This is a genomic window from Actinotignum sp. usb-actsch-rep-73 (assembly GCF_059082735.1).
The window spans coordinates 1-23,930 of record NZ_JBHNPV010000037.1 but is presented as its reverse complement, the minus strand read 5'-3'; the positions used below and the strand labels follow the sequence as shown (position 1 = coordinate 23,930).

Annotated in this window: 26 protein-coding genes and 1 tRNA gene; 21 read left to right on the top strand and 6 right to left on the bottom strand. The window is 54.4% G+C overall.

Translation table 11 applies throughout. The annotated features are described in order from the left end of the window. The first annotated feature begins 14 nt into the window (after positions 1 to 14). From AC5RE1_RS02415 to AC5RE1_RS02395, 5 genes are read left to right on the top strand one after another with little or no spacing between them, the layout of a single operon-like run. Positions 15 to 1,232, top strand: coding sequence for a phage major capsid protein (locus AC5RE1_RS02415; RefSeq protein WP_493938278.1), 1,218 nt, complete (start codon positions 15 to 17; stop codon positions 1,230 to 1,232). Between the two features lie 29 nt (positions 1,233 to 1,261). Then, on the top strand, positions 1,262 to 1,579 hold the full coding sequence (locus tag AC5RE1_RS02410) for a head-tail connector protein (RefSeq protein WP_048707971.1): 318 nt from the start codon (positions 1,262 to 1,264) through the stop codon (positions 1,577 to 1,579). Positions 1,580 to 1,594: 15 nt separating this feature from the next. Beyond that, complete coding sequence (locus AC5RE1_RS02405) at positions 1,595 to 1,933, top strand: phage head completion protein (RefSeq protein ID WP_493938277.1); 339 nt, start codon at positions 1,595 to 1,597, stop codon at positions 1,931 to 1,933. Next, on the top strand, positions 1,926 to 2,363 hold the full coding sequence (locus tag AC5RE1_RS02400) for an HK97-gp10 family putative phage morphogenesis protein (protein WP_070425108.1): 438 nt from the start codon (positions 1,926 to 1,928) through the stop codon (positions 2,361 to 2,363). Before AC5RE1_RS02405 ends, AC5RE1_RS02400 begins: the two co-directional genes overlap by 8 nt. Continuing rightward, positions 2,360 to 2,707, top strand: coding sequence for a hypothetical protein (locus AC5RE1_RS02395; RefSeq protein WP_493938276.1), 348 nt, complete (start codon positions 2,360 to 2,362; stop codon positions 2,705 to 2,707). The genes AC5RE1_RS02400 and AC5RE1_RS02395 overlap by 4 nt, the downstream gene beginning before the upstream one ends. On the opposite strand, the gene AC5RE1_RS02390 is transcribed toward AC5RE1_RS02395, so the two are convergent. Beyond that, on the bottom strand, positions 2,704 to 3,216 hold the full coding sequence (locus AC5RE1_RS02390; protein WP_493938275.1) for a VanZ family protein: 513 nt from the start codon (positions 3,214 to 3,216) through the stop codon (positions 2,704 to 2,706). The genes AC5RE1_RS02395 and AC5RE1_RS02390 overlap by 4 nt on opposite strands. 60 nt (positions 3,217 to 3,276) lie before the next feature. Here AC5RE1_RS02390 and AC5RE1_RS02385 point away from each other — a divergent pair, with 60 nt between their 5' ends. Both AC5RE1_RS02385 and AC5RE1_RS02380 read left to right on the top strand, forming a co-directional pair. After that, complete coding sequence (locus AC5RE1_RS02385; RefSeq protein ID WP_493938274.1) at positions 3,277 to 3,888, top strand: major tail protein; 612 nt, start codon at positions 3,277 to 3,279, stop codon at positions 3,886 to 3,888. A gap of 22 nt (positions 3,889 to 3,910) precedes the next feature. Next, positions 3,911 to 4,330, top strand: a complete 420-nt coding sequence (locus AC5RE1_RS02380) for a hypothetical protein (RefSeq protein ID WP_004009167.1) — start codon at positions 3,911 to 3,913, stop codon at positions 4,328 to 4,330. 187 nt (positions 4,331 to 4,517) lie between these two features. Here the strand turns inward: AC5RE1_RS02380 and AC5RE1_RS02375 are convergent, their stop codons facing one another. Both AC5RE1_RS02375 and AC5RE1_RS02370 read right to left on the bottom strand, forming a co-directional pair. Continuing rightward, positions 4,518 to 4,811: an addiction module antidote protein gene (locus AC5RE1_RS02375; protein ID WP_004009166.1), complete on the bottom strand. Its 294-nt coding sequence runs from the start codon at positions 4,809 to 4,811 to the stop codon at positions 4,518 to 4,520. Next, positions 4,808 to 5,116 carry a type II toxin-antitoxin system RelE/ParE family toxin gene (locus AC5RE1_RS02370; protein WP_013189226.1) on the bottom strand — a complete coding sequence of 103 codons (309 nt, stop codon included), beginning with the start codon at positions 5,114 to 5,116 and terminating at the stop codon, positions 4,808 to 4,810. The genes AC5RE1_RS02375 and AC5RE1_RS02370 overlap by 4 nt, the downstream gene beginning before the upstream one ends. A gap of 52 nt (positions 5,117 to 5,168) precedes the next feature. Between AC5RE1_RS02370 and AC5RE1_RS02365 the strand changes: the two genes are divergently transcribed. The 11 genes from AC5RE1_RS02365 to AC5RE1_RS02315 all read left to right on the top strand — a co-directional run bounded on the left by AC5RE1_RS02365 (position 5,169) and on the right by AC5RE1_RS02315 (position 17,112). Next, entirely contained in the window at positions 5,169 to 7,850 is a 2,682-nt protein-coding gene (locus AC5RE1_RS02365; protein WP_493938273.1) for a phage tail protein, read from the top strand. A gap of 112 nt (positions 7,851 to 7,962) precedes the next feature. Then, positions 7,963 to 8,541 (top strand): hypothetical protein, encoded by a 579-nt coding sequence (locus AC5RE1_RS02360; RefSeq protein WP_493938272.1) that lies wholly within the window; start codon positions 7,963 to 7,965, stop codon positions 8,539 to 8,541. Between the two features lie 15 nt (positions 8,542 to 8,556). Beyond that, positions 8,557 to 11,220 (top strand): phage tail spike protein, encoded by a 2,664-nt coding sequence (locus AC5RE1_RS02355; RefSeq protein WP_493938271.1) that lies wholly within the window; start codon positions 8,557 to 8,559, stop codon positions 11,218 to 11,220. A 15-nt stretch (positions 11,221 to 11,235) separates the two neighbouring features. Beyond that, a complete protein-coding gene (locus tag AC5RE1_RS02350) occupies positions 11,236 to 11,676 on the top strand; it encodes a DUF1617 family protein (RefSeq protein ID WP_493938270.1) in 441 nt (146 codons plus the stop codon). After that, positions 11,669 to 11,836 (top strand): hypothetical protein, encoded by a 168-nt coding sequence (locus AC5RE1_RS02345; RefSeq protein WP_162840156.1) that lies wholly within the window; start codon positions 11,669 to 11,671, stop codon positions 11,834 to 11,836. The genes AC5RE1_RS02350 and AC5RE1_RS02345 overlap by 8 nt, the downstream gene beginning before the upstream one ends. A 116-nt stretch (positions 11,837 to 11,952) precedes the next feature. Continuing rightward, a complete protein-coding gene (locus AC5RE1_RS02340) occupies positions 11,953 to 12,519 on the top strand; it encodes a phage holin family protein (protein ID WP_493938269.1) in 567 nt (188 codons plus the stop codon). A gap of 185 nt (positions 12,520 to 12,704) precedes the next feature. Beyond that, on the top strand, positions 12,705 to 13,517 hold the full coding sequence (locus AC5RE1_RS02335; RefSeq protein ID WP_493938268.1) for an N-acetylmuramoyl-L-alanine amidase: 813 nt from the start codon (positions 12,705 to 12,707) through the stop codon (positions 13,515 to 13,517). Between the two features lie 143 nt (positions 13,518 to 13,660). Beyond that, a complete protein-coding gene (locus AC5RE1_RS02330; protein ID WP_420806056.1) occupies positions 13,661 to 14,035 on the top strand; it encodes a helix-turn-helix domain-containing protein in 375 nt (124 codons plus the stop codon). Further along, entirely contained in the window at positions 14,032 to 14,241 is a 210-nt protein-coding gene (locus tag AC5RE1_RS02325) for a hypothetical protein (RefSeq protein ID WP_028821774.1), read from the top strand. Before AC5RE1_RS02330 ends, AC5RE1_RS02325 begins: the two co-directional genes overlap by 4 nt. Positions 14,242 to 14,302: 61 nt before the next feature. Next, the gene (locus AC5RE1_RS02320) at positions 14,303 to 15,544 is read left to right on the top strand and encodes a recombinase family protein (RefSeq protein WP_028821775.1); all 1,242 of its coding nucleotides are present in this window, start codon (positions 14,303 to 14,305) and stop codon (positions 15,542 to 15,544) included. Positions 15,545 to 15,546: 2 nt separating this feature from the next. Beyond that, positions 15,547 to 17,112, top strand: coding sequence for a recombinase family protein (locus tag AC5RE1_RS02315; protein ID WP_493938267.1), 1,566 nt, complete (start codon positions 15,547 to 15,549; stop codon positions 17,110 to 17,112). Between the two features lie 247 nt (positions 17,113 to 17,359). On the opposite strand, the gene AC5RE1_RS02310 is transcribed toward AC5RE1_RS02315, so the two are convergent. The 3 genes from AC5RE1_RS02310 to AC5RE1_RS02300 form a co-directional block, all read right to left on the bottom strand. Then, positions 17,360 to 17,435 (bottom strand) — tRNA-Thr (locus AC5RE1_RS02310). A 102-nt stretch (positions 17,436 to 17,537) separates the two neighbouring features. Then, positions 17,538 to 18,356: a DsbA family protein gene (locus AC5RE1_RS02305; protein ID WP_006680237.1), complete on the bottom strand. Its 819-nt coding sequence runs from the start codon at positions 18,354 to 18,356 to the stop codon at positions 17,538 to 17,540. A gap of 63 nt (positions 18,357 to 18,419) precedes the next feature. Further along, a complete protein-coding gene (locus tag AC5RE1_RS02300) occupies positions 18,420 to 20,264 on the bottom strand; it encodes a serine/threonine-protein kinase (protein WP_285084548.1) in 1,845 nt (614 codons plus the stop codon). A gap of 264 nt (positions 20,265 to 20,528) precedes the next feature. Between AC5RE1_RS02300 and AC5RE1_RS02295 the strand changes: the two genes are divergently transcribed. From AC5RE1_RS02295 to AC5RE1_RS02285, 3 genes are all read left to right on the top strand, one after another. After that, positions 20,529 to 21,653, top strand: coding sequence for an ABC transporter ATP-binding protein (locus AC5RE1_RS02295; RefSeq protein WP_493938266.1), 1,125 nt, complete (start codon positions 20,529 to 20,531; stop codon positions 21,651 to 21,653). A gap of 158 nt (positions 21,654 to 21,811) precedes the next feature. Next, positions 21,812 to 23,068 carry a DUF4032 domain-containing protein gene (locus AC5RE1_RS02290; protein WP_493938265.1) on the top strand — a complete coding sequence of 419 codons (1,257 nt, stop codon included), beginning with the start codon at positions 21,812 to 21,814 and terminating at the stop codon, positions 23,066 to 23,068. Between the two features lie 75 nt (positions 23,069 to 23,143). After that, positions 23,144 to 23,893, top strand: coding sequence for a glycerophosphoryl diester phosphodiesterase (locus AC5RE1_RS02285; protein ID WP_285084545.1), 750 nt, complete (start codon positions 23,144 to 23,146; stop codon positions 23,891 to 23,893). Positions 23,894 to 23,930 lie beyond the last annotated feature (37 nt).

Below are 23,930 nucleotides of genomic sequence, written 5' to 3'. Positions count from 1 at the left end.
GGAAATATTCCATTATGACTACTGTTACTGATTTGTATGCCCGCCGTGCTGAAACCTGGAATAAGGCGAAGGCTTTTCTTGATGAGCACCGCAACACCGAAACCGGCTGCCTGAGCGCTGAGGACGATGCTGCTTACGCGAAGATGGAGGCTGAGATTGAGACGCTTAGCGGCGAGATCGCTCGATGTGAGCGAGCCGAACGCCTAGAAAACGCTCTTGCCCAGGCGACCTGTAATCCCATCACTTCCGCTCCTGGAAGCGGCATGGGCGAAGATAGTAAGGTCAAGCCTGCCCGTGCTACAGCTTCTTACAAGCGGGCGTTTTGGGATGCGATGCGGCTTAACACCTCACCTATGGAAGTAAGGAATGCGCTAAGTGAGGGGGTGGATTCTGAGGGCGGATACCTAGTGCCTGACGAGTTCGAACGCACCCTAGTGCAGTCTTTAGCTGACCAAAACGTCATGCGAAGCCTCGCCAAGGTTATTCAGACCACTAGCGGGGATCGTAAAATTCCTGTCGTGTCTACCCATGGCACTGCTACCTGGCTGGATGAAGGCAAGCCATATAGCGAATCCGATGAAGCTTTCACCCAAATTTCTCTGTCGGCGTTCAAGCTGGGTACTTTCCTGAAAATCAGCGAAGAACTGCTCAACGATGCAGCGTTTAACGTTGAACAATACCTAGCGAGCGAGTTTGCTCGTCGTATTGGAGCTGCTGAAGAAGAAGCTTTCCTGGTTGGCGATGGTAAAGGTAAACCCAGCGGTATCTTCAACCCAACCGGCGGAGCGGAAACTGGCGTGACCAGCGCCAAGCCTACCGACATTAGCGCTGATGAACTCATCGATCTGCACTATAGTTTGCGTGCCCCGTACCGGGCGCGTGCGGTGTGGCTGATGAACGATGCAACAGTCAAAACCGTCCGGAAGTTGAAGGATGGTAATGGGCAGTACCTGTGGCAGCCAGCCCTGACTGCTGGGACTCCAGACATGATCCTTGGACGACCCGTCTACACCAGTGTTTTTGCACCTGAGCTTAAAGCGGGGGCGCGCACAGTAGCGTTCGGTGACCTCGGTTTTTATTGGATTGCTGACCGGCAAGGCCGCTCCTTCAAACGCCTAAACGAGCTATTTGCAACCACCGGGCAGATCGGGTTCCTCGCCTCCCAACGCCTAGACGGCAAGCTCGTCTTGCCCGAAGCGATCAAGGTTCTTACCCAAAAGACCGCAGGGTAAACCATAAAAATAGTTAGGAGGTGGCAGCCATGAAAACAGACGAACTCATGGCCTTAGTCAAGCAGAATCTATTGGTCGACCATAGCGAGGATGATTCTTTGATTGCCTCGTTTGTTTTGGCTGCCATCTCCTATGCAACCGCTTACCAACATCTGCCCGAGGGCTACTACCAAACGGAGCCCATGTCGCAGGCAACCCGGCAAGGCATTATCATGCTAGCCACCCATTTCTACGAATCCAGAGATGGAGCAACCGCCGGGTTTTGGGCAGACAAAACCGATGCTGCCCGCGCCGTGTGGAACGCAGTCAACACCCTGCTTCGTCTGGATCGGGACTGGAAAATCTAAAGAAAGGCACGCCTTGTGGCAACGCTAGGAAAAATGAGCGAGCACATCGACCTGATAGCACCAGTGGTTACGAAGGACGCTGCCGGGTTCGCCAGCACACGCAACGAGATCGTCGCCTCGGTGCGCGCCTACATGGAGGTTCGTCACGCAAGTGGTGCGTGGGTGAACCGTGCTGCCTATAGCAAGGCTGATGCGCTGTTTCGCATTCGAGTAATACCGGGGCTGCGGGTTAGTGAGGCGATGGAGATTGCCGGTGCTAGTGGCCGGTACGTGATTGATGCGGTCGAGGTTATGAGTCGTTATGTCGAGATCATGGCGCACCGTATCGAACCGGAAGGAAACAGCCATGGCTAGAGTTCAGATCCGTCTACCCAACACTTTCATCGATGCGCTCGGCGCAGCCAGTAACGTTCTAGAGTCGTCGGCTGAGGAAGTCCTGCAAGCTGGTGCTGGCGTGGTAGAACCTCGGATGCGAGCAAACCTCGCCGCCGCAATAGGCTCTGGCGCTAAGCAACCTTCGCGTTCCACTGGACAGCTGCTCGCAGCGCTTGGCACAACCACGGTGAAGGTCAACAGTCGCGGTGACCATAACGTGAAGGTCGGCTTCGCTGAAAACCGCTCCGATGGCCGCTCCAACGCCTTGATCGCCAACGTCCTCGAACACGGAAGAAGCAACCAGCCAGCTCGTCCGTTTCTGGCGCCGACGCGTTCCCAAACCCGTAGGCCCGCAGTAGAAGCCATGAAACAAATGCTCGCGACGCGTATCGAGGCGGTGAAACCATGACCACACCGTTGCTAGAGCAACTCAGTCACATCGCTGAAGAGCTGGGTCTGCCATATGCGGTCGGGCTGTATGCCCAGACTCCGGCACCAGACACTTATCTGGTGTTCACACCACTGACAGATTCGCTCGAGGTTTTCGCCGACAACACCCCTGGCATCGAAGTCGAAGAAGTCCGCATCGCACTGTTCACGAAAACCAACTACTTGGCACTAAGAGACCAGATCACGAAAGCTCTAATTAGCGCTCGCCTGGTTATTACAGCCAGGCGCTATATCGGATACGAGGCGGATACCGGTTTTCACCACTATTCCATCGATGTTTCGAGTTTTAGAGCCTGTCCTTAAGAGTTTGCAATGATCAGGAAAGTCAAAAATCCGATGAACAAGATCTCCAGGACTAACCCGATGACGTTAATGACTTTTTCGCTCTTTTCAGGCCAGAATCTGGCTAGCAGAGCAAAAACTACTAAGCCAGTAGCGGCTCCAGCAGTGTTCATTATGACATCGGTGATATCGCTGACCCCAATAGCGAAAACGTACTGAACGACCTCGAATGCCACGCTTGCTAAAAACGGTGGGAGCAATTGAATTAACCATGAGCGCCGTTTCAACAACATCCTCATGTACAAGCCAAACGGGATGAAAATAAGGAAGTTGACCACGATCTCATCAAAGAAGTTCGACCCGTAAAGATTCGCAGAATCTGTAAATGGGATCAGATTTAAGTAGCGCGCATGCCGCATGCTCAGTATGTCGTCAACGCTGGTGGCGAATTTGAACAGCACCATCCACAACAACAAGAGCAGATAAATCCCGAACACCGCATAGGTCAAGCATCGCGTTTTCTCCCTCATGCCCCAATTCTATCTGTCGATGACATCTAACGAAAATTACTACCCAAAAGGAGAAACATCATGGCAACTATTGGTTTAGACAAGCTCTACTACGCGAGCATTAGCGAAGATCCCACTAGCGGTGAGGAAACCTATGCCGTTCCTAAACCGCTCGCTAAAGCAATATCTGCAGAATTGTCTGTGGAGGTGGCTGAGGCGATTTTGTATGCCGATGACGGGGCATCCGAGATTGTCAAGGAATTCAAATCTGGAACACTCACTCTTGGGGTTGATGATCTCGGGGCAGAGGCTGCAGCTGCCTTAACTGGTGCGAGACTGGACGCCAACGGGGTACTTATCAGCACTTCTGAGGATGGTAGCGCACCCGTGGCTATCGGTTTTAGAGCTGCACGCTCTAACGGGAAGTACCAGTATTTTTGGCTCTACCGAGTGAAGTTTGCTTTACCGACCACGACCTTGGCGACCAAGGCAGACTCGATCACGTTTTCTACGCCTTCTATTGAGGGCACGATCCTGCGCCGCAACAAACCAGACGCTACCGGCAAGCACCCGTGGAAAGCCGAAGTAACCGAAGGAGCCACCGGCGTGAAAGCTGAAACCATTACCAGCTGGTACAGCAGCGTTTACGAACCCGCCGCAGCCACCAATCCAAGTCGTGCCGCCAGCCACTAAAAGAAAAAGGGAGACAGTGATCATGGGAAAGAAAACTGTAGTTGCCAGTGTTGATTCGTCTCGTAGTGCGGTCATTAGTATCGGCGGGCAAGAATACGAACTGGTCTTAACGACGCGTGCTACTCGTTTGATCGCCAAGCGATATGGCGGTCTCGAACATCTAGGTGATGCTCTGGAAACCTCCGAGGACGTAGGCAAATCCTTGGGTGAGGTAATCTGGCTCATCACCCTTCTGGCTAACCAGTCAGTGCAGATTCACAACCTCACACATCCAGACGATCAACACACTGAACTAACTGAGGATGCAGTGGAACTGCTCACAGTTCCAGCTGATCTGACCGACTACCGGGCAGCAATCAGCGAAGCACTACAAAGAGGAACAAGACGAGCTATCGCCACCGAAGCACCGGCCCCAAAAGACCATGTCAAGGACGAGTCCTAGATAGCGACGAGGCAGCCTTCACCAGGCTTATCTATATCGGTTTAGCCCACCTAAACCTGAGTCGCGTCGAGGTTGAGCTGTGCGTGTTTGGTGAATTACTCGACCTCGTGGACTGCTGGCGCATCGAGACCGGCCGCGCTGAGCAGAGGCGTGTTTGGTTTATTGATGATGTGATTCCAGCAGGTATCTAGGCATTTTGTGTAGCGAGAGTTATTTTGAGTCCTAGGGCTTTCATGATTTTCGTGATAGCCGCAAAGGACGGGTTGCCGTCTTTTGATAGTGACTTGTAGAGGGATTCACGGTTGAGTTGAGTTTCTTTAGCTAGCTGGCTCATGCCGTGTGCCCTTGCAATGTCACGCAAAACCACCTGTACGGTTTTCGTATCGCCGTCTTCGAGTGCGATAGCTAGGTAATCGTTCATTGCTTCTTGGCTATCGAGATATTTGCTTGCGTCGAACGCTGAAAATGTTACTTCCTTCATGACTGTTCCTTCCTTACCTGTTGTGCGAGCTTTTGAGCGGTTCGAATGTCTTTAGCCTGGCTGGATTTATCTCCTCCGGCCAGCAGGAAAACCGTTACTGCACCTAGTTGGGTGTAGTACACCCGGTAGCCGGGCCCGAAATGAAATCTCATCTCGTTAACTTTCTCGCCAACGGGTTTGATGTCTCCAACCATTGTTCCGTGTGCTTCGCATCGGGCTATTGCATGCAAAATGCGCCGCTGAGCATGTTTGTCTTTCAGCTCACCTAACCAAGCGTCAAACAAGCTACTAGAAATAATCTCCACACACCTAAGTGTAGCCTAAAAGCTACATGAGTCAAGAAGGGAAACACCTCTCATGGCCGACTCGTCTTTTGGTCTCAAGATTGGTTTGGAGGGTGAGCGGGAGTTTAAACGCGCGATCACCGACATCAACCGCGAAATGCGAGTACTCGGGTCTGAGATGAAGCTGGTGGCTTCTCAGTTCGATAAGAACGATAAGTCTGCTTCAGCGTTGACTTCTCGTAACCAGGTTTTGGGTAAAGAGATTGAGGCGCAAAAAGCCAAGATCCAGACCCTTAAGAGCGCTCTTGATAACTCTGCTACCAGTTTTGGGGAAAATGATTCTCGTACGAAGAATTGGCAGATTCAGCTCAATAACGCTCAGGCGACTTTGAATGGTCTTGAGGGTGAGCTTAAAGAGAATAATTGTGCTCTTTCCAAGTTTGGTGATGAGGCTGATGGTGCGGGTGATGATGCGAAAACTGCCGCTAAGGATACTGGGCACTTAGAAAATGCTGTAGATGAGCTGGGTTCGCAGATGGATGGTACCAGTTCGAAGACTCGCATTTTTGGTGATGTGCTTAAAGCCAGCCTGGCAGCGGAAGCTGTTGTTGGTGGGGTTAAGGCTATCGGGCACGCCATCGCGGGTATCGCTAAAGGCTTCGGCTCAGCGATGAAGGATGGCTTGGACTATAACGCCCGGATGGAGCAATACACCACTTCGTTTACCACGATGCTGGGTGATCAAGCCAAGGCTCAGAAACTGGTTAATAACCTCAAGTTGGAAGCGGCTCGTACTCCGTTTGGGATGGAGGATCTAGCCAAGGCCACCCAAACGTTGATGGGGTTCGGCATGAGCGCTGAAGAATCCCAGGTACGCCTCAAACAGTTAGGTGATATCAGCCAGGGGGATGCTGGAAAGTTCGAATCCCTCACGTTGGCGTTTGCTCAAATGAGCTCTACTGGCAAGCTGACTGGTCAGGATTTGAACCAGATGATTAACGCCGGCTTCAACCCTTTAGAGGAGATTTCCCGTAAGACCGGTAAAAGTATCGGTGAGCTTAAAGAAGAGATGGCTAAGGGCGCGATCAGTGCGGATATGGTTGCGGATGCGTTTGCTAGTGCCACGAGTGAGGGTGGCCGGTTTTATGGGGCGATGGATGCCCAATCCAAAACCTTCTCTGGCCAACTCGCTACGCTAAAAGACGGGGTCGATAACCTTAAAGGGCTACTTGCTGGAGGTTTGACCACGGCTTTGGCTGGCACGGTGATGCCGATGGTTAATGGTTGGGTCGATGAACTCACCGAAGCCTTCGAAACCGGCGGGGCACCAGCACTGATTGATACCTTCGGGCAAATCTTGCAGGAGGCGCTGGCGTTCATTGCTGAGCAACTCCCACAAGTTGTCGAAACCGGCATGACAATCCTGACCAGTCTCCTTGAAGGCATTATTGCTGTTCTGCCTTCCTTGGCAGAGACTGCCGTGACGTTGATTGTGGCATTGGTGGAAGCGATTATTGAGGCACTTCCGAGCCTGTTGGAGGCAGCGGTCCAGATTATCGCCACACTCGTTTCGGGTATTGGTGAGGCTCTACCGGAGCTGATCCCGGCGGCGGTAGAAATGCTGATGACCATGATCCAGGGGCTCATCGATAATTTGCCACTTATTTTGGATGCAGCCCTGCAGTTAATTATTGGTCTTGCCCAGGGTTTGATTGCGGCTATCCCGGTGCTTGTTGAGGCTTTGCCGCAGATTATTCAGGGGCTGGTGGATTTCCTGATAAGTGCTATTCCGCAGATCATTCAAACCGGCATCCAACTACTCACCTCTTTAGTGAGCGCTCTGCCTGAGATTATTACTGCGATTGTTGCGGCTTTGCCACAGATTATTACGGCGGTAATTAACGGTGTGTTGGGTGCGATTCCACAGTTGATTCAAGCTGGTGTCCAGTTGTTTGTGGCTTTGATTGGTGCATTGCCACAAATCATTACAACAATCGTGGCCGCACTGCCGCAGATTATTTCTGCAGTGGTCTCGGCTATCGGTGGAGCCATACCGCAGTTAGTGCAAGCTGGCATCCAGCTACTGACGGCGCTTATTGGTGCGCTACCGCAAATTATTGGCACGATTGTTTCGGCTATCCCGCAAATTATTAGCGGTATCGTTAGCGCGGTGTTGGGTGGGGTTGGTCAGATGATCTCAGCTGGTGCGTCCCTGGTTTCTGGTTTGTGGCAGGGCATCCAATCACTGGCGGGTTGGTTGTGGAACAAGGTATCTGGCTGGGTATCTTCAATTTGGGATGGGATTCTCGGGTTCTTTGGTATCCACAGTCCTTCCAAACAAATGGCGTGGGTTGGTGACATGCTCGTAGCAGGCCTCGCCGGAGCGATCACATCCGAGGGGTACAAGGCAGCTGATGCAGCCGCAGACATGGCCGCCGACACGTTGAGCGCCATGGACGCGCTGGCAGAAGGCGTTGACGTGCCCGTCAGTATCAGTGACGCGGATTTGTCGCTACCGAGTATTAATCTCGAACCCGCCACCGCGCTTCGACCCAATAGTGCCGCGACACCAAACAGGCCCGCGCCGGTGGATGTTGAGGGAATCGTGGATGCTACAGCCCGCCGAATCCTCGGGTCTTTGGATGTTCAAGTCGTGCTCAATGACGGAACACTGGTAGGCAAACTCGCACCCCGCATCGACGCTCAACTCTCACGACTATCAAGGCGCAGTAACCTAATCACGGCAGGAGTGTAAAGCGATGTATAGGTTTACTCTCGACCACGAAACCTCCTCTCGGGATCTTGGTTTGCGGTTCACTGCTCCAGTTGAGATTCCAGCTGCTGCACGGCGGGTAGACGATATAGAAGTGAGTGGCAGATCAGGTTCTTTAACCTGGTTCACCGGCTGGAAAGACACGGAAATCAGCCTGCCGTTAGCTGTGCATGGAGGCGTGGAAGCTTATCGGCAAGCATGCCTTGCCTTGATGGAGGCTTCAACGATCTCGTTTAGTGGTGAGCCTGGTCTATTCCGATACATAAAACATGTAGAGGTTTCGCCGCTTGCCCAGGAGATGGCTGGCTGGGGCATGTTCCAAGCCAACCTCACCTGCCAGCCGTTCACCTATCTCGCCACAGGGCTAAAACCGATCACCCTCACCAGCACGGCAACGATCATCAACCCTGGCCTGCTGCCATCCGATCCAGAAATAACCTTGTTCGGCACTGGGCAGCTGGTGCTGACGATCAATGGACAGCGCTACAAAGTCTCCTCACCAGTAGATCAGATCACGCTCGATTCGGCTCGCATGATCACTCACGTTTGCGGAAAAACCCAAACCGATGCTTTAAGCGGGTTTTTTCCGCAGCTTGCCGTCGGTGAGAATCACATAGAACTCGGTGCGGGCCTAGCGAAGGTGGCGGTTAATGGGAACTGGCGCACCCTCTAGTAAGGAGTAAAACTTATGATTTCGGTTCACAACCGTGTTGCTAAAACCTTCACCACTAATGGTTTGGCTGTTCTTGACCGCGAGATCATTGACCCGGTCGTGAGCGAGGAACTAGGCAGCCACTTCATGTTGTCGTTTAGTTACCCAGCTGATGGTTCAGCAGCCAAGCACCTGCGTCTTGAGAACATCGTCGCAGCACCCGTAGCTGGCGTGGAGGATCGTCAGGGTTTCCGCATTACTGAGGTGGTCACCACGCTCGATGGAATGCTCGAGGTGACAGCGCATCACGTGTTTTATGACCTGGCAGCAAACCTGATCGCCGACACCTACGTGGTCAACAAAACCGCCGCTGATGCACTCAAGCACTTACTCAATGCCGCCAACAACACACACGGCTTTACCGCCACTAGCTCCGATAATGTGTCGCGAGCTTCAGCTCGAATAGTGCGCCAACCGCTAGCCGCCGCGATCCTAGACTCCAAAGCCGACAACTCCTTCGTCTCTAGGTGGGGTGGTGAACTAGCCTTCGATAACTGGCATATCCACCACGCGCCCAGGCGTGGCAACGATAACGGTGTGGTGATCAGAGATCGTAAAAACCTGTGCGGATATGAATCGAGCCTGGAATACACCACCATAGTTACCCGGATTTTGCCGGTTGGTTACGACGGTCTGCTGTTGCCTGAACTGTACGTGGATTCTCCGCGCATAGGTGATTATGTTGCGCCGCGTATCAAGGTCATCCGTTATGGGCAGGTCAAAGCCATTAAGGATGCGGACAAACCGCGTGAGGATGAGCTGCCACTTGCGCAGGCTCATGCGAGATTGCGTGAACTAGCGAAAGCTGAGTTCTCTAGTTGTCACGTCGATCAACCGCATTGCGCTTACAAGATCTCGTTTGTGGATCTGGCTTCGACGAAAGAATATGAGGGTTTTTGCGACCTAGAAACCGTGACCCTAGGCGACACAGTAACCGTCCGCCACGATGACCTCAACGTGGCACTCACCGCCAGGGTTGTTGCGTATGACTTCGACCCACTCGCAGGTGAATACATTTCGATTGAGCTAGGTAGCACCGCCTCAAAATTCACCGACATCACCCGCACCATCACCGCTGCTCGCGCCGAGGCTAGCCAAGCCCAGCAGGCAGCTAGTATTGCGCTAGCTAGCGCGGATGGGAAGAACACCAACCACTACGGCACCACCCAACCGGTATCAGCCAGGCTGGGGGATGTGTGGTTTAAAGACAACGGTGAGCAAGTAGGAATCTGGATCTACCGCGTTACTGATACTGGTCAGCCCGGATGGGTCAGTCTTGCCACCGACCTTAACCATGCGCTGGTGAGTGCTGAGTTAGAGAAAACAAAAACCGAGGTTGCCCAGGCTAAACAAGCCGCTAAACAAGCTGGCGATTTGGCGGGGCAAGCCCAAGCCAGCGTAGCGAAATCAGCCAGTGATGTTGCGGCAGCGCGCAAACAAGCCGACCAGGCGGTCAAGACTGCTAGTCAAGCTAGTGAGGGCGTTGAGGGTTTGAAGATTACGCTGAGCGATAACCTGCAAAACGTGTGGGGCTCTATCGCCATGATGAGCAACAACATCAACCTGCGCGTGACTAAAGGCGATGTCATCAACCAAATCAACATTTCACCTGAAACCATCCTCATCGACGGCAAACGGGTGCATATCACTGGGCAGACCACTATCGACAACGGAATTATCGGCACGGCGATGATTGCTGATGCGGCGATCACAAACGCTAAAATCTCTCAGCTGTCAGCAGATAAAATAACCACCGGCACCCTAGCAGCAGCCAGGATCGCCGCCGGGAGCATCACTAGCGATAAGCTCACGATTGCTAACGGATTTATCCAAACAGTAATGATCCGTGATGCGGCTATAACCTCGGCGAAGCTTGCTTACATAGATGCTAGCAAGATCACCACTGGTCTGCTTGATGCCAACCGGATCGCTGCGGGTTCCATTACGGCAGACAAGCTTTCCGCTAATGCTATCCAGGTTGGATTGGCGGGGTGGAATCAGAATATTCGCATCAGCCCCACTCAAATCTCTTGGTATAACGGTTCCCGGTTGGAGGGAACAATTAGTTCTCGGGGTATGCAGTTTTGGTATGGCGAGCGTTACGTCGGTGAGCTGTCGCGTGGTGGCAAAAAGAACAACGAAAACATTCAAGGCATCTCTATGTCATTAGCCAACCAAGGCGACTACGTGGCATGGACATACCAAACACAAGCGAACGGTACCTTCTACACGTGTTTGACGTTGGATCCTAAAGGCAAGTTTTACGGTTCAGCCGGCATTCATTTAGGTTCTGATCTGCGCACGAACGGTTACAAGTTCTACACCAGCGCAAACCGCTATGTCACCTTGCAGGACGTGTCTTTGCAGGGGCGTGGTACGCATCCGGGCTGGGTGGGGCCAACCGCTTTGTCGAAGGTTGTGTTTCATACCTATGACGTCATGGTTGTTACCAATGGCTCGTTCTACAACATGACGAGATTATTCGACCGTGTTGGGGATTTGATGAACCGCGTTAACGGAATACTTGGGCTCTTGAACCAAGGCTGGATTTCTAAAATCACCTCCCGCGCTGATGGCTCCATCTCTTGGACCTATTTCGACAGCACCGGCTACCAGAAGATGTCCACCAACCTCGCTTAAAGGAGAGCGTCTAATATGAGAATTCTTCTTCCCAATGATCAGCTCGCCGCGGTCACCGAACTGCTGGCTGGCATGTCGCTGAAGCCAGCCGCCTCACGTGCGCGCACCAAACTACTGCATTTGGTACGTGAAGCATCTACGCGCTTCGGGGTCGACGAATACGAACTAATCAGCCAATACGCAACCCTCGACGATGCTGGCAAGCCCATCATCAATACCGATGGAACATTCAGTCTCGCAACCCCGGAAAAGGCGCAAGAATTTTTTGCCCTACGCCAGGAATTATTCGATAGTGCTGCCGAGGTTTCCGGGCCCACATACGGCCGTCACCTAACCGATATTAAGGCTCTGCTTGATGGCTATGACGGTGAACTATCGGGAGAAGCAGCGGAGGCCTTCGACGTGCTTTACGACGCCATCGCTGACGCACTAGCCAAGGAGACTAACGATGAGTGAAGAACCGATTGTTTCTATTCCCTCTGATCCCACACCAGCACCACCAGCACAACCTACCGACGAGAAATCAGGCGAGACGGCCAGCCCGCGTGAAGCACACCTCGATCTAAGAATGCCGATTTTAGAAGTGCTTACCAACCCCAACCTGCCGGACCTATAACCTCAAAGGTTATAGTCTCCAGCTACTTACGCCTGCCAGTTTTGGTGGGCATTTTTTATGCGCCCTACACCCTGTGTCGGGCGTTTTTCTTTGTCTTTTGAAAGGAACCACTCGACATGTCCATTAAATCTATCTGGGTCACTATCCAAGGCGTCATCACCGCTATAGGTGCTTGGCTAGGAGCATTCCTCGGTGGAACTGACTCCCTGCTATACGCGATAGTCGCATTCACTGTTATCGACTATCTAACCGGCATGCTCGCCGCGATCAACGCCCACAAACTATCCAGCTCGGTAGGGTTTCGCGGTATCGCCCGCAAAATCCTAATCTTCGCCCTCATCGGACTCGCCCACCTGCTCGATGTCCATGTTCTTGGCACACCCGGAGTGCTACGCACCGCCACCATCTTCTTCTACCTATCCAACGAGGGCATCTCCATCCTCGAAAACGCAGGGCTACTGGGCCTGCCGATCCCGGGCGGTTTGCGCCAGGCTTTGGATGTAATCAAACAACGCGGCGAGACTCAGCCAGAGGAAAAAACTACTGGTGTTGCTGGCAGTAAGTCTACTGATCCGGCAGGTAGTGGGACTGGCGTGAACTATCTGGTACCCACACCCCGCACCGACACCACCAAGCCAAATTACCAGCCGCGTCGTGCCGAACCAGACGAGCTGGAGCAGTAGTGAAACCCCGGCTGACTGCATTCGTCAAAGCGCTCATTCTTATCTGTGTATTAGCGCTTTTTATTGCTGGGGTGTGGCTGCTACTTGGTCTCATCCTCTCTTGGATGTTGGCCCCGCTGATCTACCTGCTGGCACTCATCATTTACACGATTCCATAAACAACAGAAAACTGGAGGAACCCCCTTATGAAGAATTGGAACACCTTAGATGCTGACATCAACCTGCTACTCGACAAGCACTACTCGAAAGGCCGCCAAGGCCGCCAGATCGACAAGATCATCTTGCACCACAACGCCGGAAACCTCTCTGTGCGTGGCTGCTTCGACACCTGGCAAACCCGCCAAGCCAGCGCACACTACCAGGTAGAAAGTACCGGCATTATTGGGCAGCTCGTGTGGGATGGTGATACTGCCTGGCACGCTGGCAATTGGGACGCCAACCTCACCAGCATCGGTATCGAACACGCAGACGCCTCCAATAGCCCGTGGCGGATATCAGACGTGTGTTTAGAAAACGGTGCACACTTGGTCGCAGCACTCTGCGTCTACTACAAGCTCGGGCGACCCGAATGGGGTAAGAACATCTTCGGGCACAGTCATTTCAGCCCGACCGAGTGCCCAGCATCCATCGCCGGTTCTCAGCGAACAGCCTACATGGCACGAGCTGGGTACTGGTATGACCAAATGACCGGAAACAAGCCCGTAGCGATACCAACTCCTGCGGCTACTGCACAGAACATTGACGCATTGGCTGATGCGGTGATTCGAGGTGAATATGGTAACGGGGATACTCGCCGTGCTCGCCTCGGTGGTTTATATGACGCTGTCCAGCGCAGGGTGAATGAAAAGCTAGGTGCAGGATCTAGCTTTGGCCTGAATATTGATGCTCTGGCTGACGCAGTGATCCGTGGCGAATACGGCAACGGCGACGAGCGCCGTCGCAGACTCGGAAATCTTTATGACGCTGTTCAACGCCGTGTAAACCAGAAACTCAGCTAACAGCATCTGCACGTTTTTCTCTTTGGCCCCGCTGCCGTCTCCCTGTTTGGGAGGTGGTGGCGGGGCCTTTTTTGTTTTATGGCCAGCTTGGATTTAACAAATGTGGGCTGGTCGGCAGTTGGTTGAGAGGATGGTGAGTTTCTTTGAACCAACTAGACCGATTACGCATCACCAATCTGCGCGCCAACGGGTGGGGGTATAAGAAGATCGCAGACTTCTGTGGCATATCTCGCGACCAGGTGCGCGCCTACTGCACCAAACACAACCTGTCGGCTGAGGGTGAGACTCAGGAGCGGGTGTGCGAATGGTGTGGACGAGAACTAACGAGTGTTGATCCTCGTGCGAGATTTTGTAGTAGCGCGTGTCGGCATCAATCCTGGAGGGCAGGCCTACACCGTCCGAAAACCTGCCAAGCCTGCGGACAAACCTTCAACGCGCTCGATAAGCCGGGCCAGCAGTATTGCTCGCACGCTTGCTATGTACGTTCACGTTTTGGCACCAGAGGCGGACGCAAATGACCCCGCCCGCTGCTTTTGTTGATCAGTTGGCAGACGGCGCGGTATTTGCTCGTGAGCTCGGGTTTATCCAAGATGTCGACATGCTTGCCGCCCTTGCGGCGAGCGGGGTGATTACTGCTAGCGAGCACGAGGCTTTCTACACCCGGTTGGCGGAGATGTGCAGGCCGGTTTATCAGCGGCGAAAATTATCGGTTTTGACTGGATAAATGGCGCGTTTAGAGCGTGTATAGACACAAGCACTAGTCAGCTTAGAAGTGAGGAGGGACAGTGGCGAAGATCGAGCAGGTAACACCGGTAAGGCCGGTCAGAGTGAAGCTCGTGAATGTCGCGGCATACGCTCGGGTATCTACAGCTAGCCAGCGGCAACTGTCCTCTATCGCTACCCAGGTGTCTTATTATTCGCGGCTCATCCAATCAACTCCCGGCTGGACCTACGCTGGCGTGTTCACCGACGAGGGTATTACCGGCACTACGACCGGCGGCCGACAAGGCCTAGCAGATTTGATGAACCTCGCCCGAGAAGGCGGGGTGGATATTGTGTTGTGTAAGTCGATCTCCAGACTCGCCCGCAATACGCTCGACCTTTTGCGCATCGTGCGTGAACTCAAAAACCTAGATGTTTCTATCCGTTTTGAGCGTGAAAACATTGACACTGCCACTGCTGATGGTGAGCTGTTGTTGACGCTGCTGGTCTCGTTTGCCCAAGAAGAATCCGCCTCACTGTCAGCGAATGTGAAGTGGGCTATCAGGCAAGGCTTCAAACAAGGCAAAACGAACTCATTCGTGCTCTACGGCTACCGCTGGGACGGACAACGCTTCCATATCCACGAGCGTGAGGCCGAAGCCATCCGGCGCATATATACCGGCTTCCTAGCAGGGACGTCACCTGAGAAAATCGTGGACCAACTCAATGCTGAAGGGTTCCGTTCTCTAACAGGTAAGCCTCTGGAGCCGAATCTTGCTCGCCGCATCCTTGAAAACGAGCGCTATACCGGAAACCAGATGCTACAGAAAACCTTCATCCCCGCTATCGGCGCCAAACGGGAAGTAAAGAACACTGGCGAGTTGGAGCGCTACTGGGTTGAAGACAGCCACCCGGCCATTATCGATATGGAAACCTTTCAGCAAGTGCAAGCAGAGTTAGCGCGTCGCCGCAGGCTTGGTCTTGCTGCCACGCCGTCGCTTACCACGGGCTGTTTTACTTCCAGGATCAAGTGTGCGTCGTGTGGCAGGAATTATCAGCGTAAAACCCGCTACCGAAAGGCTGGTGCTTACAAGATTTGGCGTTGCTGGGGAGCCTGCCTCGGGAAAGGTAATACTTGCGGGCCAGACCTCAAAGAAACCCACCTTAAACAAGCAGTCATCAAGATTCTCGCGCTGGCTAAGTGGGATGAGGAAGAAATCATGTCCCGCCTATCTTGTATCACCGTCACAAAAGACCAGCTGACACTCACCCACGACAATCACCGCCAGACAGTCATTGCGCTGGCCCGGCTGGAAGGAGAATAACAGTGGCTACGATTACCGCGATACCAGCAACCAAGACACGCATCCATGACAGCGCGCTTTCAGGTTTTAGCCCCAAGCGTCGGGTGGCGGCCTACGCAAGGGTGTCCACTGATATGGAAGAACAAGCTAGCAGCTATCAGACCCAAATCGACTACTACACCACCTACATCCAATCGCGTGCTGATTGGGTGTTTGCTGGCATGTATGCCGACGAAGGCATTAGCGGTACTTCCACCAAACACCGTGAAGGTTTCCAGTCCATGATCGCCGACGCGTTGGCTGGCAAAATCGACCTGATCCTCACCAAGTCTGTGTCGCGTTTTGCCCGTAACACTGTCGACTCGCTGACCACCGTGCGCCAGCTAAAAGAAGCCGGTGTAGAGGTGTATTTCGAGAAAGAAAACATTTGGACCTTGGATTCTAAAGGCGAGTTGCTCATTACGATCATGTCCAGTCTTGCTCAGGAAGAATCCCGCTCCATATCTGAGAACGTCACTTGGGGGCACCGCAGGCGCTTCTCTGATGGCAAAGTCATGGTCCCATACTCCTCACTACTGGGATACAAGAAAGGCGCTGACGGTAACCTCGCCATCGACGAGACCCAAGCCCCGACCGTGCGTTTGATCTATAAGCTGTTTCTAGACGGCTCATCGATCACCGAAATCCGTGCCGAGCTACAGCGTCGCGGTATTTTGACTCCGCGAGGTAAAACCAACTGGTCCACCTCAACCGTGCGCTCGATCTTGTCCAACGAGAAATACAAAGGCGACGCTTTGCTTCAGAAGACGTTCACCGCTGACTTTCTAACCAAACGTATCGAAGTAAACGAAGGTGAAGTCCCGCAGTATTACGTCACCGGAAACCACGAGCCGATCATTGACCCAGCCGTGTGGGACCAGGTTCAATACGAACTCGCCACCCGCCACGCGGCCAACACCGCCAAGATCGGGCTGTTTGCCAGCCGGCTAAAATGCGCCGACTGCGGTGCCTGGTACGGACGCAAAACCTGGGCTTCCAACACTAAATACAAACACACGATCTGGCGATGCAACCACAAATACGATCACGCCCAGCCATGCCAGACCACCACCTTGCGTGACGAGCAAATCCAGACTGCGTTCCTCGCTGCGCTAAACCAGCTGGCTGAACAATATCGCGGACAAAGCCACCTACTTGAGGTTATCGAGGCCATGTTCAACACCGACCAACTTGAGGCAGAATCTGCGAGATTAGACAAGAAGATTCGTGCTCTTGCCAGCGAGATTGAAGCATTGGTTGCAGAAAATCAGCGGGTAGCGCAAGACCAAGACCAATACCTCGCCAAATACACCCAGTTAGAAGCTAAATACCAGAAAACGCTAGGGCACAAACAAGCCATTGATGCCGACATCGCAGCCAAACAGGCCAAAGCCACCGCGATCAAAACCGCCTACACCCAGCTAGCCGACCAGCCTATCCAGCACTTCCAGCCATCCCAATGGACAGCGCTCATCGACCACGCCGTTATCGGAGCCAACGAGATCCGGTTCGTCTTCAGAACCGGGAAAGAAATCAACGTCAATCTCTAATCCCACGCCTTAACCACGGATAGAGCGCCAGAGTCGAACCGCCACCACTTACCCACCGTTAACGCCGGGTCAGATAGGCACATTTTTCATCTCCGTTAGCGAGTTAAACCCTGAAATCCTACCTGAAAAGGGAAAACACGATACTAGGTAACGCAAAACCCAAACCCGCTAACGCAAGCGATTTTTCACACCCCCCTAAGCGATACTCGCTAACGCAAAAGGGTACTTATCAAATCCGACGTCTAAGTGGAGCCGCCTATCGGACTCGAACCGATGACCTGCTGTTTACAAGACAGCTGCTCTACCAACTGAGCTAAGGCGGCTTCGACAATTCAACGAATCGTCATCACATAGTGTGCCATGAAGTGCGGGGTCCCGACCAATCGGCCGCGACCCCGCACTTCACGTTGGTCAGTTCTTCGAACTCATCTCAGGCCAAGTCCTGAACGCAAGGACGCCATGATCGAAGCAGAATCAGAGCCCGACAACGTCAGCAGGTCCGTGTGATCCTTAATGAACTCCGGTGTGCCTTTCGACTCACGGTTCGTGAAATTCGCGTTGCTCCACGTGTCGGTGGCGGTTGTCAGATAGTCGGTGACCGCGTTCACGGGCAGGGACGAAACCACGTCAGAGGAAACACCCACCTGAGAAGCGATCGTCTTCACCTGTTCCCAGGACTTCGTCGCATCCTGAATCACCGTACCGTTACCAGCCTTGAACTGGCCAGCAAAGTACGCCATCAGCCCCTGGTGAAGAGCCCCCCAGTGCTCAGGATCCCGCTGAGCAACAATCAGCGAAGCAGAGGTAGCGGCATTCGCGTATTCCATGCCGACCGTCCTCACGGGCTGGAACTCAATGTTGTATTCGCCATTGTCAGCGCCTGCGATCAAGTCTTCGCCAATCAGAACCTCAAGATTCGCGCAGTGGTGGCACGAGTAGTCGAAGTATTCGGTAACGGTCGGAAGAGAGTCATCAACCTGGCCGACACCAAGATGCGAGTAACGAATCGGCTGACCCGACGCGTAGTCACCCAAGTAATCACTGGGGTTCGCGCTCTGCGCTTCATTCTTTGCAGAAAGCTGCTGAGAAATAATCACACCAACGGTCGCAATCACTGCGATAACGATGACTGTAACGACTGCGATGATGATAGAACGTGTGCGACGCTCAGCCTTTTCCTGCGCTTCGCGCATCTGCTGAGCTTTCGCGCGCACGGAGGTATCCGTTACCTTCTTGCCTGCCATGGTTTTCCTTTCACAGGTCACATCTTTAAGGCAACCCTACCTAGCGCTAGGCGCGTATGCAGTTCAGAGCGCGCCTCCGGTGACGAGGAACCATGTGGCACCTACCACGCCAACAGCAAGGAGGCCAGCAATCGCACGCACCCACACTGGGCCCAGCAGTCGCCTGACCGCAATGCTGGTTCCAACTCTCAGATCGGAAGAGGTTGGCATCAACCACGCTGAAACGATGGTCGCCAGGACAACGATCCACACGCCGATCGAGCCAATCGGTTCGGTCACTAAGGGGTCGAGTGTCGCATTCGGATCGGATGCCAGGACAACGTCCAGTAGACGCATCCACTGTCCGCTTCCGCCGTGAGCAACCGCGTAGAGATTCCAGGCAAGATACGGGACGATTCCGCCGACAGTCATCCCAAACACCACCTGCACCAGAGCGCGAATAAGGAGCAGTGGCGACGAGGCCACGGTCGCAGCGGTATCACTGGATCGCGCAATGCCAGCCCGGACACGGCGGTTTTCTCTATGTCGATGGAACGCGCCACCAAACGCCATGAAAAACATGAGCACGATGACCGTAGCAGTCCCCATCACTCCTGTGAACATGGGGATGAGAGCAAGTGGCATCGCAATGATGCACCCGAAGATCCACACGATTCTGGGAAGGTCAGCTTCATATCCCAGATCCTCATACGGGTCATCGACATCGAATTCATCCGACCCCGGAGCCGTCCACTGACCCGGAACCGCCACCGCATGAGGATCTACGTATCCGCCGACCGCCTGCCCATACATGCCAGCAGGTGCGCCATTCGGGTAGGTCAGCGATTGAAAGTCCGCGGTGTTGCTGACCGTTTGCCCCATTCCCAGTTGGGGAATTGACGAGGCCGCGCTCCCCACATTCCACTCATCAGTTTCAGGGCGCGGAAGGAGCCTCGTCGATGGGTGAAGCGGAGAATCCCCAAACTGAACAGTTTCGTCGTTATTGGACCACGCCAGCATCCCTGACGAGGAGCCGACAACGCGGGGCTCATCTGCGACAACAGGGCGGACAGTGGAAACGTAGGGGTTCGCGAAGGCAGCGCTCCAGTCAAGCTGGTTGATCGACATGACGTCGCCGGGAAAACCGTAAAGTTCGACTAACGTTGCGACGACCTCGTCGGGTTCGGGGCGAGAATTCACGTCCGGAGACAGAGCCTGGTGAATGATCTGCGCAAATGAGAGCGGAAGTCCCTCAGTGTCCGGCTCGCCCGTCAGAACACGAGCAATAATCGCCTGAACATCGCCCGTGCCGTACGGAGGACGCCCGGTCGCAAGCGAGAGCAGGGTCGCCGACCACGCCCACCAGTCTGAATCATCGTCGGCCGGGCGAGCACGCAACAGCTCTGGAGCCGTGTAACCGGCAGTACCTGAAACCAGACCTGTGCGAGTGAAATGCTCATCCGCTTCACTCATTGCGATCCCGAAGTCAATCAGAATCGGGCCGTGCGGGGAACAAATAACATTCGATGGCTTGATATCGCGGTGAACGATCCGCGCGTCATGGACAGCCATCAATGTGCGCGCGAGACTGGCTGCAATCGCCGCAATCAACTCCGGCGCAAGCGGCTGGCCATTCATCAACGAGGCCAACGTCGGGCCCTCTACATATTCAGTCGCAATGAAGGGCTGCGAGGCATCGGTTTCAATGTCAACGACGTGGGCAACCCTGGCGGAGCGAACCGAATTCACGGTCGCAGCTTCACGTTGCAGGCGACGGCGAGATTCTTCGTCGGCGGCCAAAGCAGGGTGCACAAGCTTGAGGGCAACTCGATCGCCGCCCTCGTCCTCTGCAAGCCACACGGTACCCGCGCCACCCGTACCCAGCTGGGATACGAGCGTGTAGCCACCGATCTGATCGCCTTCATTCACCCGTTCAGATTACAAGGAGCCATGGGCAGATCGATTGAACAAACTCCGTGCGACGGTGAACAAGCGCGGTCTCAACAACACGCCACGCGGTGAACAAGCGCGGTGAGTAATGCGCACGACACACTGAAACCTGTTGCATAACCACGCCGTGTGCTAGGTTGAGAAAGGTTGCTCGCACGAGGAACCCGCCAGTGATGACGCTGGTGAACATCGACCCACTCGGATCGTCCGGCACGTACCTGCCGGTGGGAAGGAAAATGAATAATGGCAACTGTTACCTTTGACAAGGCAACCCGTATCTACCCGGGTAACGACAAGCCCTCGGTCGACCAGCTGGACCTCAAGATCGAGGACGGCGAATTCCTGGTCCTCGTCGGCCCGTCCGGTTGCGGGAAGTCCACCTCCCTGCGTATGCTCGCCGGCCTCGAAGAGGTCAACGGCGGTCGCATCCTGATCGGCGATAAGGACGTCACCAACGTTCCGCCAAAGAACCGCGACATCGCAATGGTCTTCCAGAACTACGCGCTCTACCCGCACATGACCGTCCGTGAAAACATGGGCTTCGCCCTCAAGATCGCCGGCACCCCGAAGGACGAAATCAACAGGCGCGTTGATGAAGCCGCACGCATCCTCGACCTTGAGCCCTACCTTGAGCGCAAGCCGAAGGCACTCTCCGGTGGTCAGCGTCAGCGCGTCGCCATGGGGCGCGCAATCGTTCGTAAGCCTCAGGTCTTCCTCATGGACGAACCCCTATCGAACCTCGACGCGAAGCTCCGCGTTCAGACCCGTACCCAGATCGCTTCTCTGCAGCGTGAGCTCGGCGTCACCACCGTGTACGTCACCCACGACCAGACCGAAGCTCTGACCATGGGCGATCGCATCGCCGTCCTCAACAACGGCCTCCTCCAGCAGGTCGGCACCCCGCAGGAAATGTACGAGCGCCCAGCAAACGACTTCGTCGCAGGCTTCATCGGCTCCCCGGCTATGAACCTCGGCTCGTTCACCGTCGACGGCACCAACGCTATCCTCGGCCCGGCACGCGTTCCGCTCTCGCAGGCAACCCTCGACGCCCTCACTCCGGCAGACGGTGGCAAGATCACCATCGGTTTCCGCCCTGAAGGCCTCGAAGTTGTTTCCGAAACCGAAGAAAACACGATTCCGATCGAAGTTGAATTCGTTGAGGAACTCGGCTCGGACGCCTACGTTTACGGTCGTCTTGCAGGCTCTACCGAGGGCCTCGGATCCACCGACGAAGGCTCAACGAAGCAGATCATCGTTCGCGTTCCTCCGCGCACTGCTCCGGCTCGCGGCGGCGTGATCCACGCTCACATCCGCCCCGGCCAGCAGCATAACTTCTCTGCTGCAACCGGTATGCGTCTGCCTGAGTGATTCATCCACAGTTGGCCCCGTTCTCGTTGATAGTGACGAGGCGGGGCCAACTCATATCCCTGACGCCTGACCAGTGCCCCACTTTTGGCGGGGTGGCGCTTTCATTGGCGCATTCTCCTCAATAATTGCGTCCCTTTAAGCAATGAGAGAATAGAACTATGTCCGAATCACTAGAGATCATGGCCGCGACCGTTGATCCCTCGCTTCTTGATCTTCCTTGGGAAATTCCGCTAGAAGAATGGCCCGACGAGATCCTCGCTGCTCTCCCCCGTGGCATTTCTCGCCACATCGTGCGATTCGTGAACCTCTCTGACCGTGTGATCGCCGTAAAGGAAATTGGCCCGACCGTCGCACATCACGAGTACGAGATGCTTCGTGACCTCTCACGTCTTGGTGCCCCTTCCGTGCTCCCTACCGCAGTGGTCACCGGTAGGCACAGTGTTGACGGCGAGGAGCTCAATGCCGTCCTGGTCACCGAACACCTGCAGTTTTCCCTGCCCTACCGTGCTCTGTTCAGCCAACACATGCGCGCTGACACGGCAACACGTTTGATTGATGCCCTAGCGGTACTGCTTGTTCGCCTGCACCTTCTTGGTTTCTACTGGGGCGACGTTTCACTGTCGAATACTTTGTTCCGTCGAGACGCCGGAGCATTTAGTGCCTACCTGGTGGACGCAGAAACCGGCGAGCTCCACCCGAAACTCACCTCTGGCCAGCGCGAGTACGACGTTGATTTGGCACGAACTAACATCATCGGCGAACTCATGGATCTTCAGGCTGGAGAGTACTTCCCCGAAGACGCGGATCCCATTGAAGTTGGCGACCGTATTCGAAGCCGCTACGACGAATTGTGGAATGAGCTGACCGGAACAGAACTTATTGATTCTTCCCAGAAGTGGAAGGTTGCTCAGCGAATCGAACGCCTCAATGACCTGGGGTTCGACGTTGCTGAATTGAAGATGACATCGGTTGCCGGATCAACCGAACTGATGATCCAGCCGAAGGTCGTTGACGCCGGACATCATCATCGCAAGCTCATGCGACTCACCGGCATGGATGTTGGCGAGCACCAAGCACAACGCTTGTTGAACGACATCGCCACCTACCAAGCCACCGCGGGCACCCCGAACATGCCACTCGAATTGGCCGCACACCAGTGGTTGAACAACGCCTTCGAACCCGTCATGCGAGCAGTTCCAGCCGAGCTGAAAACCAAGCTCGAACCGGCTCAGATCTACCACGAGTTCCTTGAACACCGCTGGTACCTGGGCGAACAAGCCGGCCACGACGTTCCCCTCGAAGAAGCGATCGACTCGTACGTTGAAAAGATTCTTGCCGCCAAACGCGACGAAGAACGCTTCATCAACCAGACAGAAGAAGAAACCACCGCCGCATCAAACCCTGACCTCTGGTAAGAACAAGCGCTCTAGCCCCCAAGCGACTAACGTTGCAGGCAGACAACTGAACGAGAACACCCAAAAGGAACACGCATGGCATTCCCCAGGATTTTCGCGCACCGCGGAGCCTCATCATTGGCGCCTGAAAACACGATCGCCTCCTTCGCGAAAGCAGCGGAGGTCGGTGCCCGCTGGTTCGAATTCGACGTCGACGTCATCGGCGACGGATCTTTGATCGTCATCCACGACGATAAGCTTCAACGCACAACGACCGGCAAGGGTGGCTACTACAACCTCAGCTTCTCCGACATTCGCACACTTGACGCCGGAAAGTGGTTCTCTGACACCTACCGGTTCGAACGAATCCCAGAAGTAGCTGACGTCATCTCATTCGCCAATTCGGCAAACATGGGCATGAACCTCGAGATCAAGCCCTGCTTTGGTGGCACCGAACTTCGCGAAAAGCTGATCGAGAACCTCGCTGTTGCAGTTGATTCGGTCGCGAACACTGAGCGCTTCATCGTTTCTTCCTTCGACCACGAGGCCCTCGCACGCTTCCACGCTATGCGACCGAACATTAAGCTCGGTTGGCTGTTCGACCGCGAAAAACAACCCGGCCCCACCTGGCAACAGGGAGCTGATCTGCTGAGATGCACCGCAATTCACCCCGATGTCAACGGCCTCACCCCTGAAGAGGTCAAGGAAATGCGCGACGCAGGCTTCGATGTCAACGTCTGGACAGTCAACGATGTGGATCAAGCTCAGGAGCTCGCATCATGGGGCGTCACCGGTATCTTCACCGATCGCCCACAGGACTTCCCCGCTGAAGCACACGCGCTCTAAAACGTGCGTTTTAAAGCGCCACGTTCCTGACGTAACG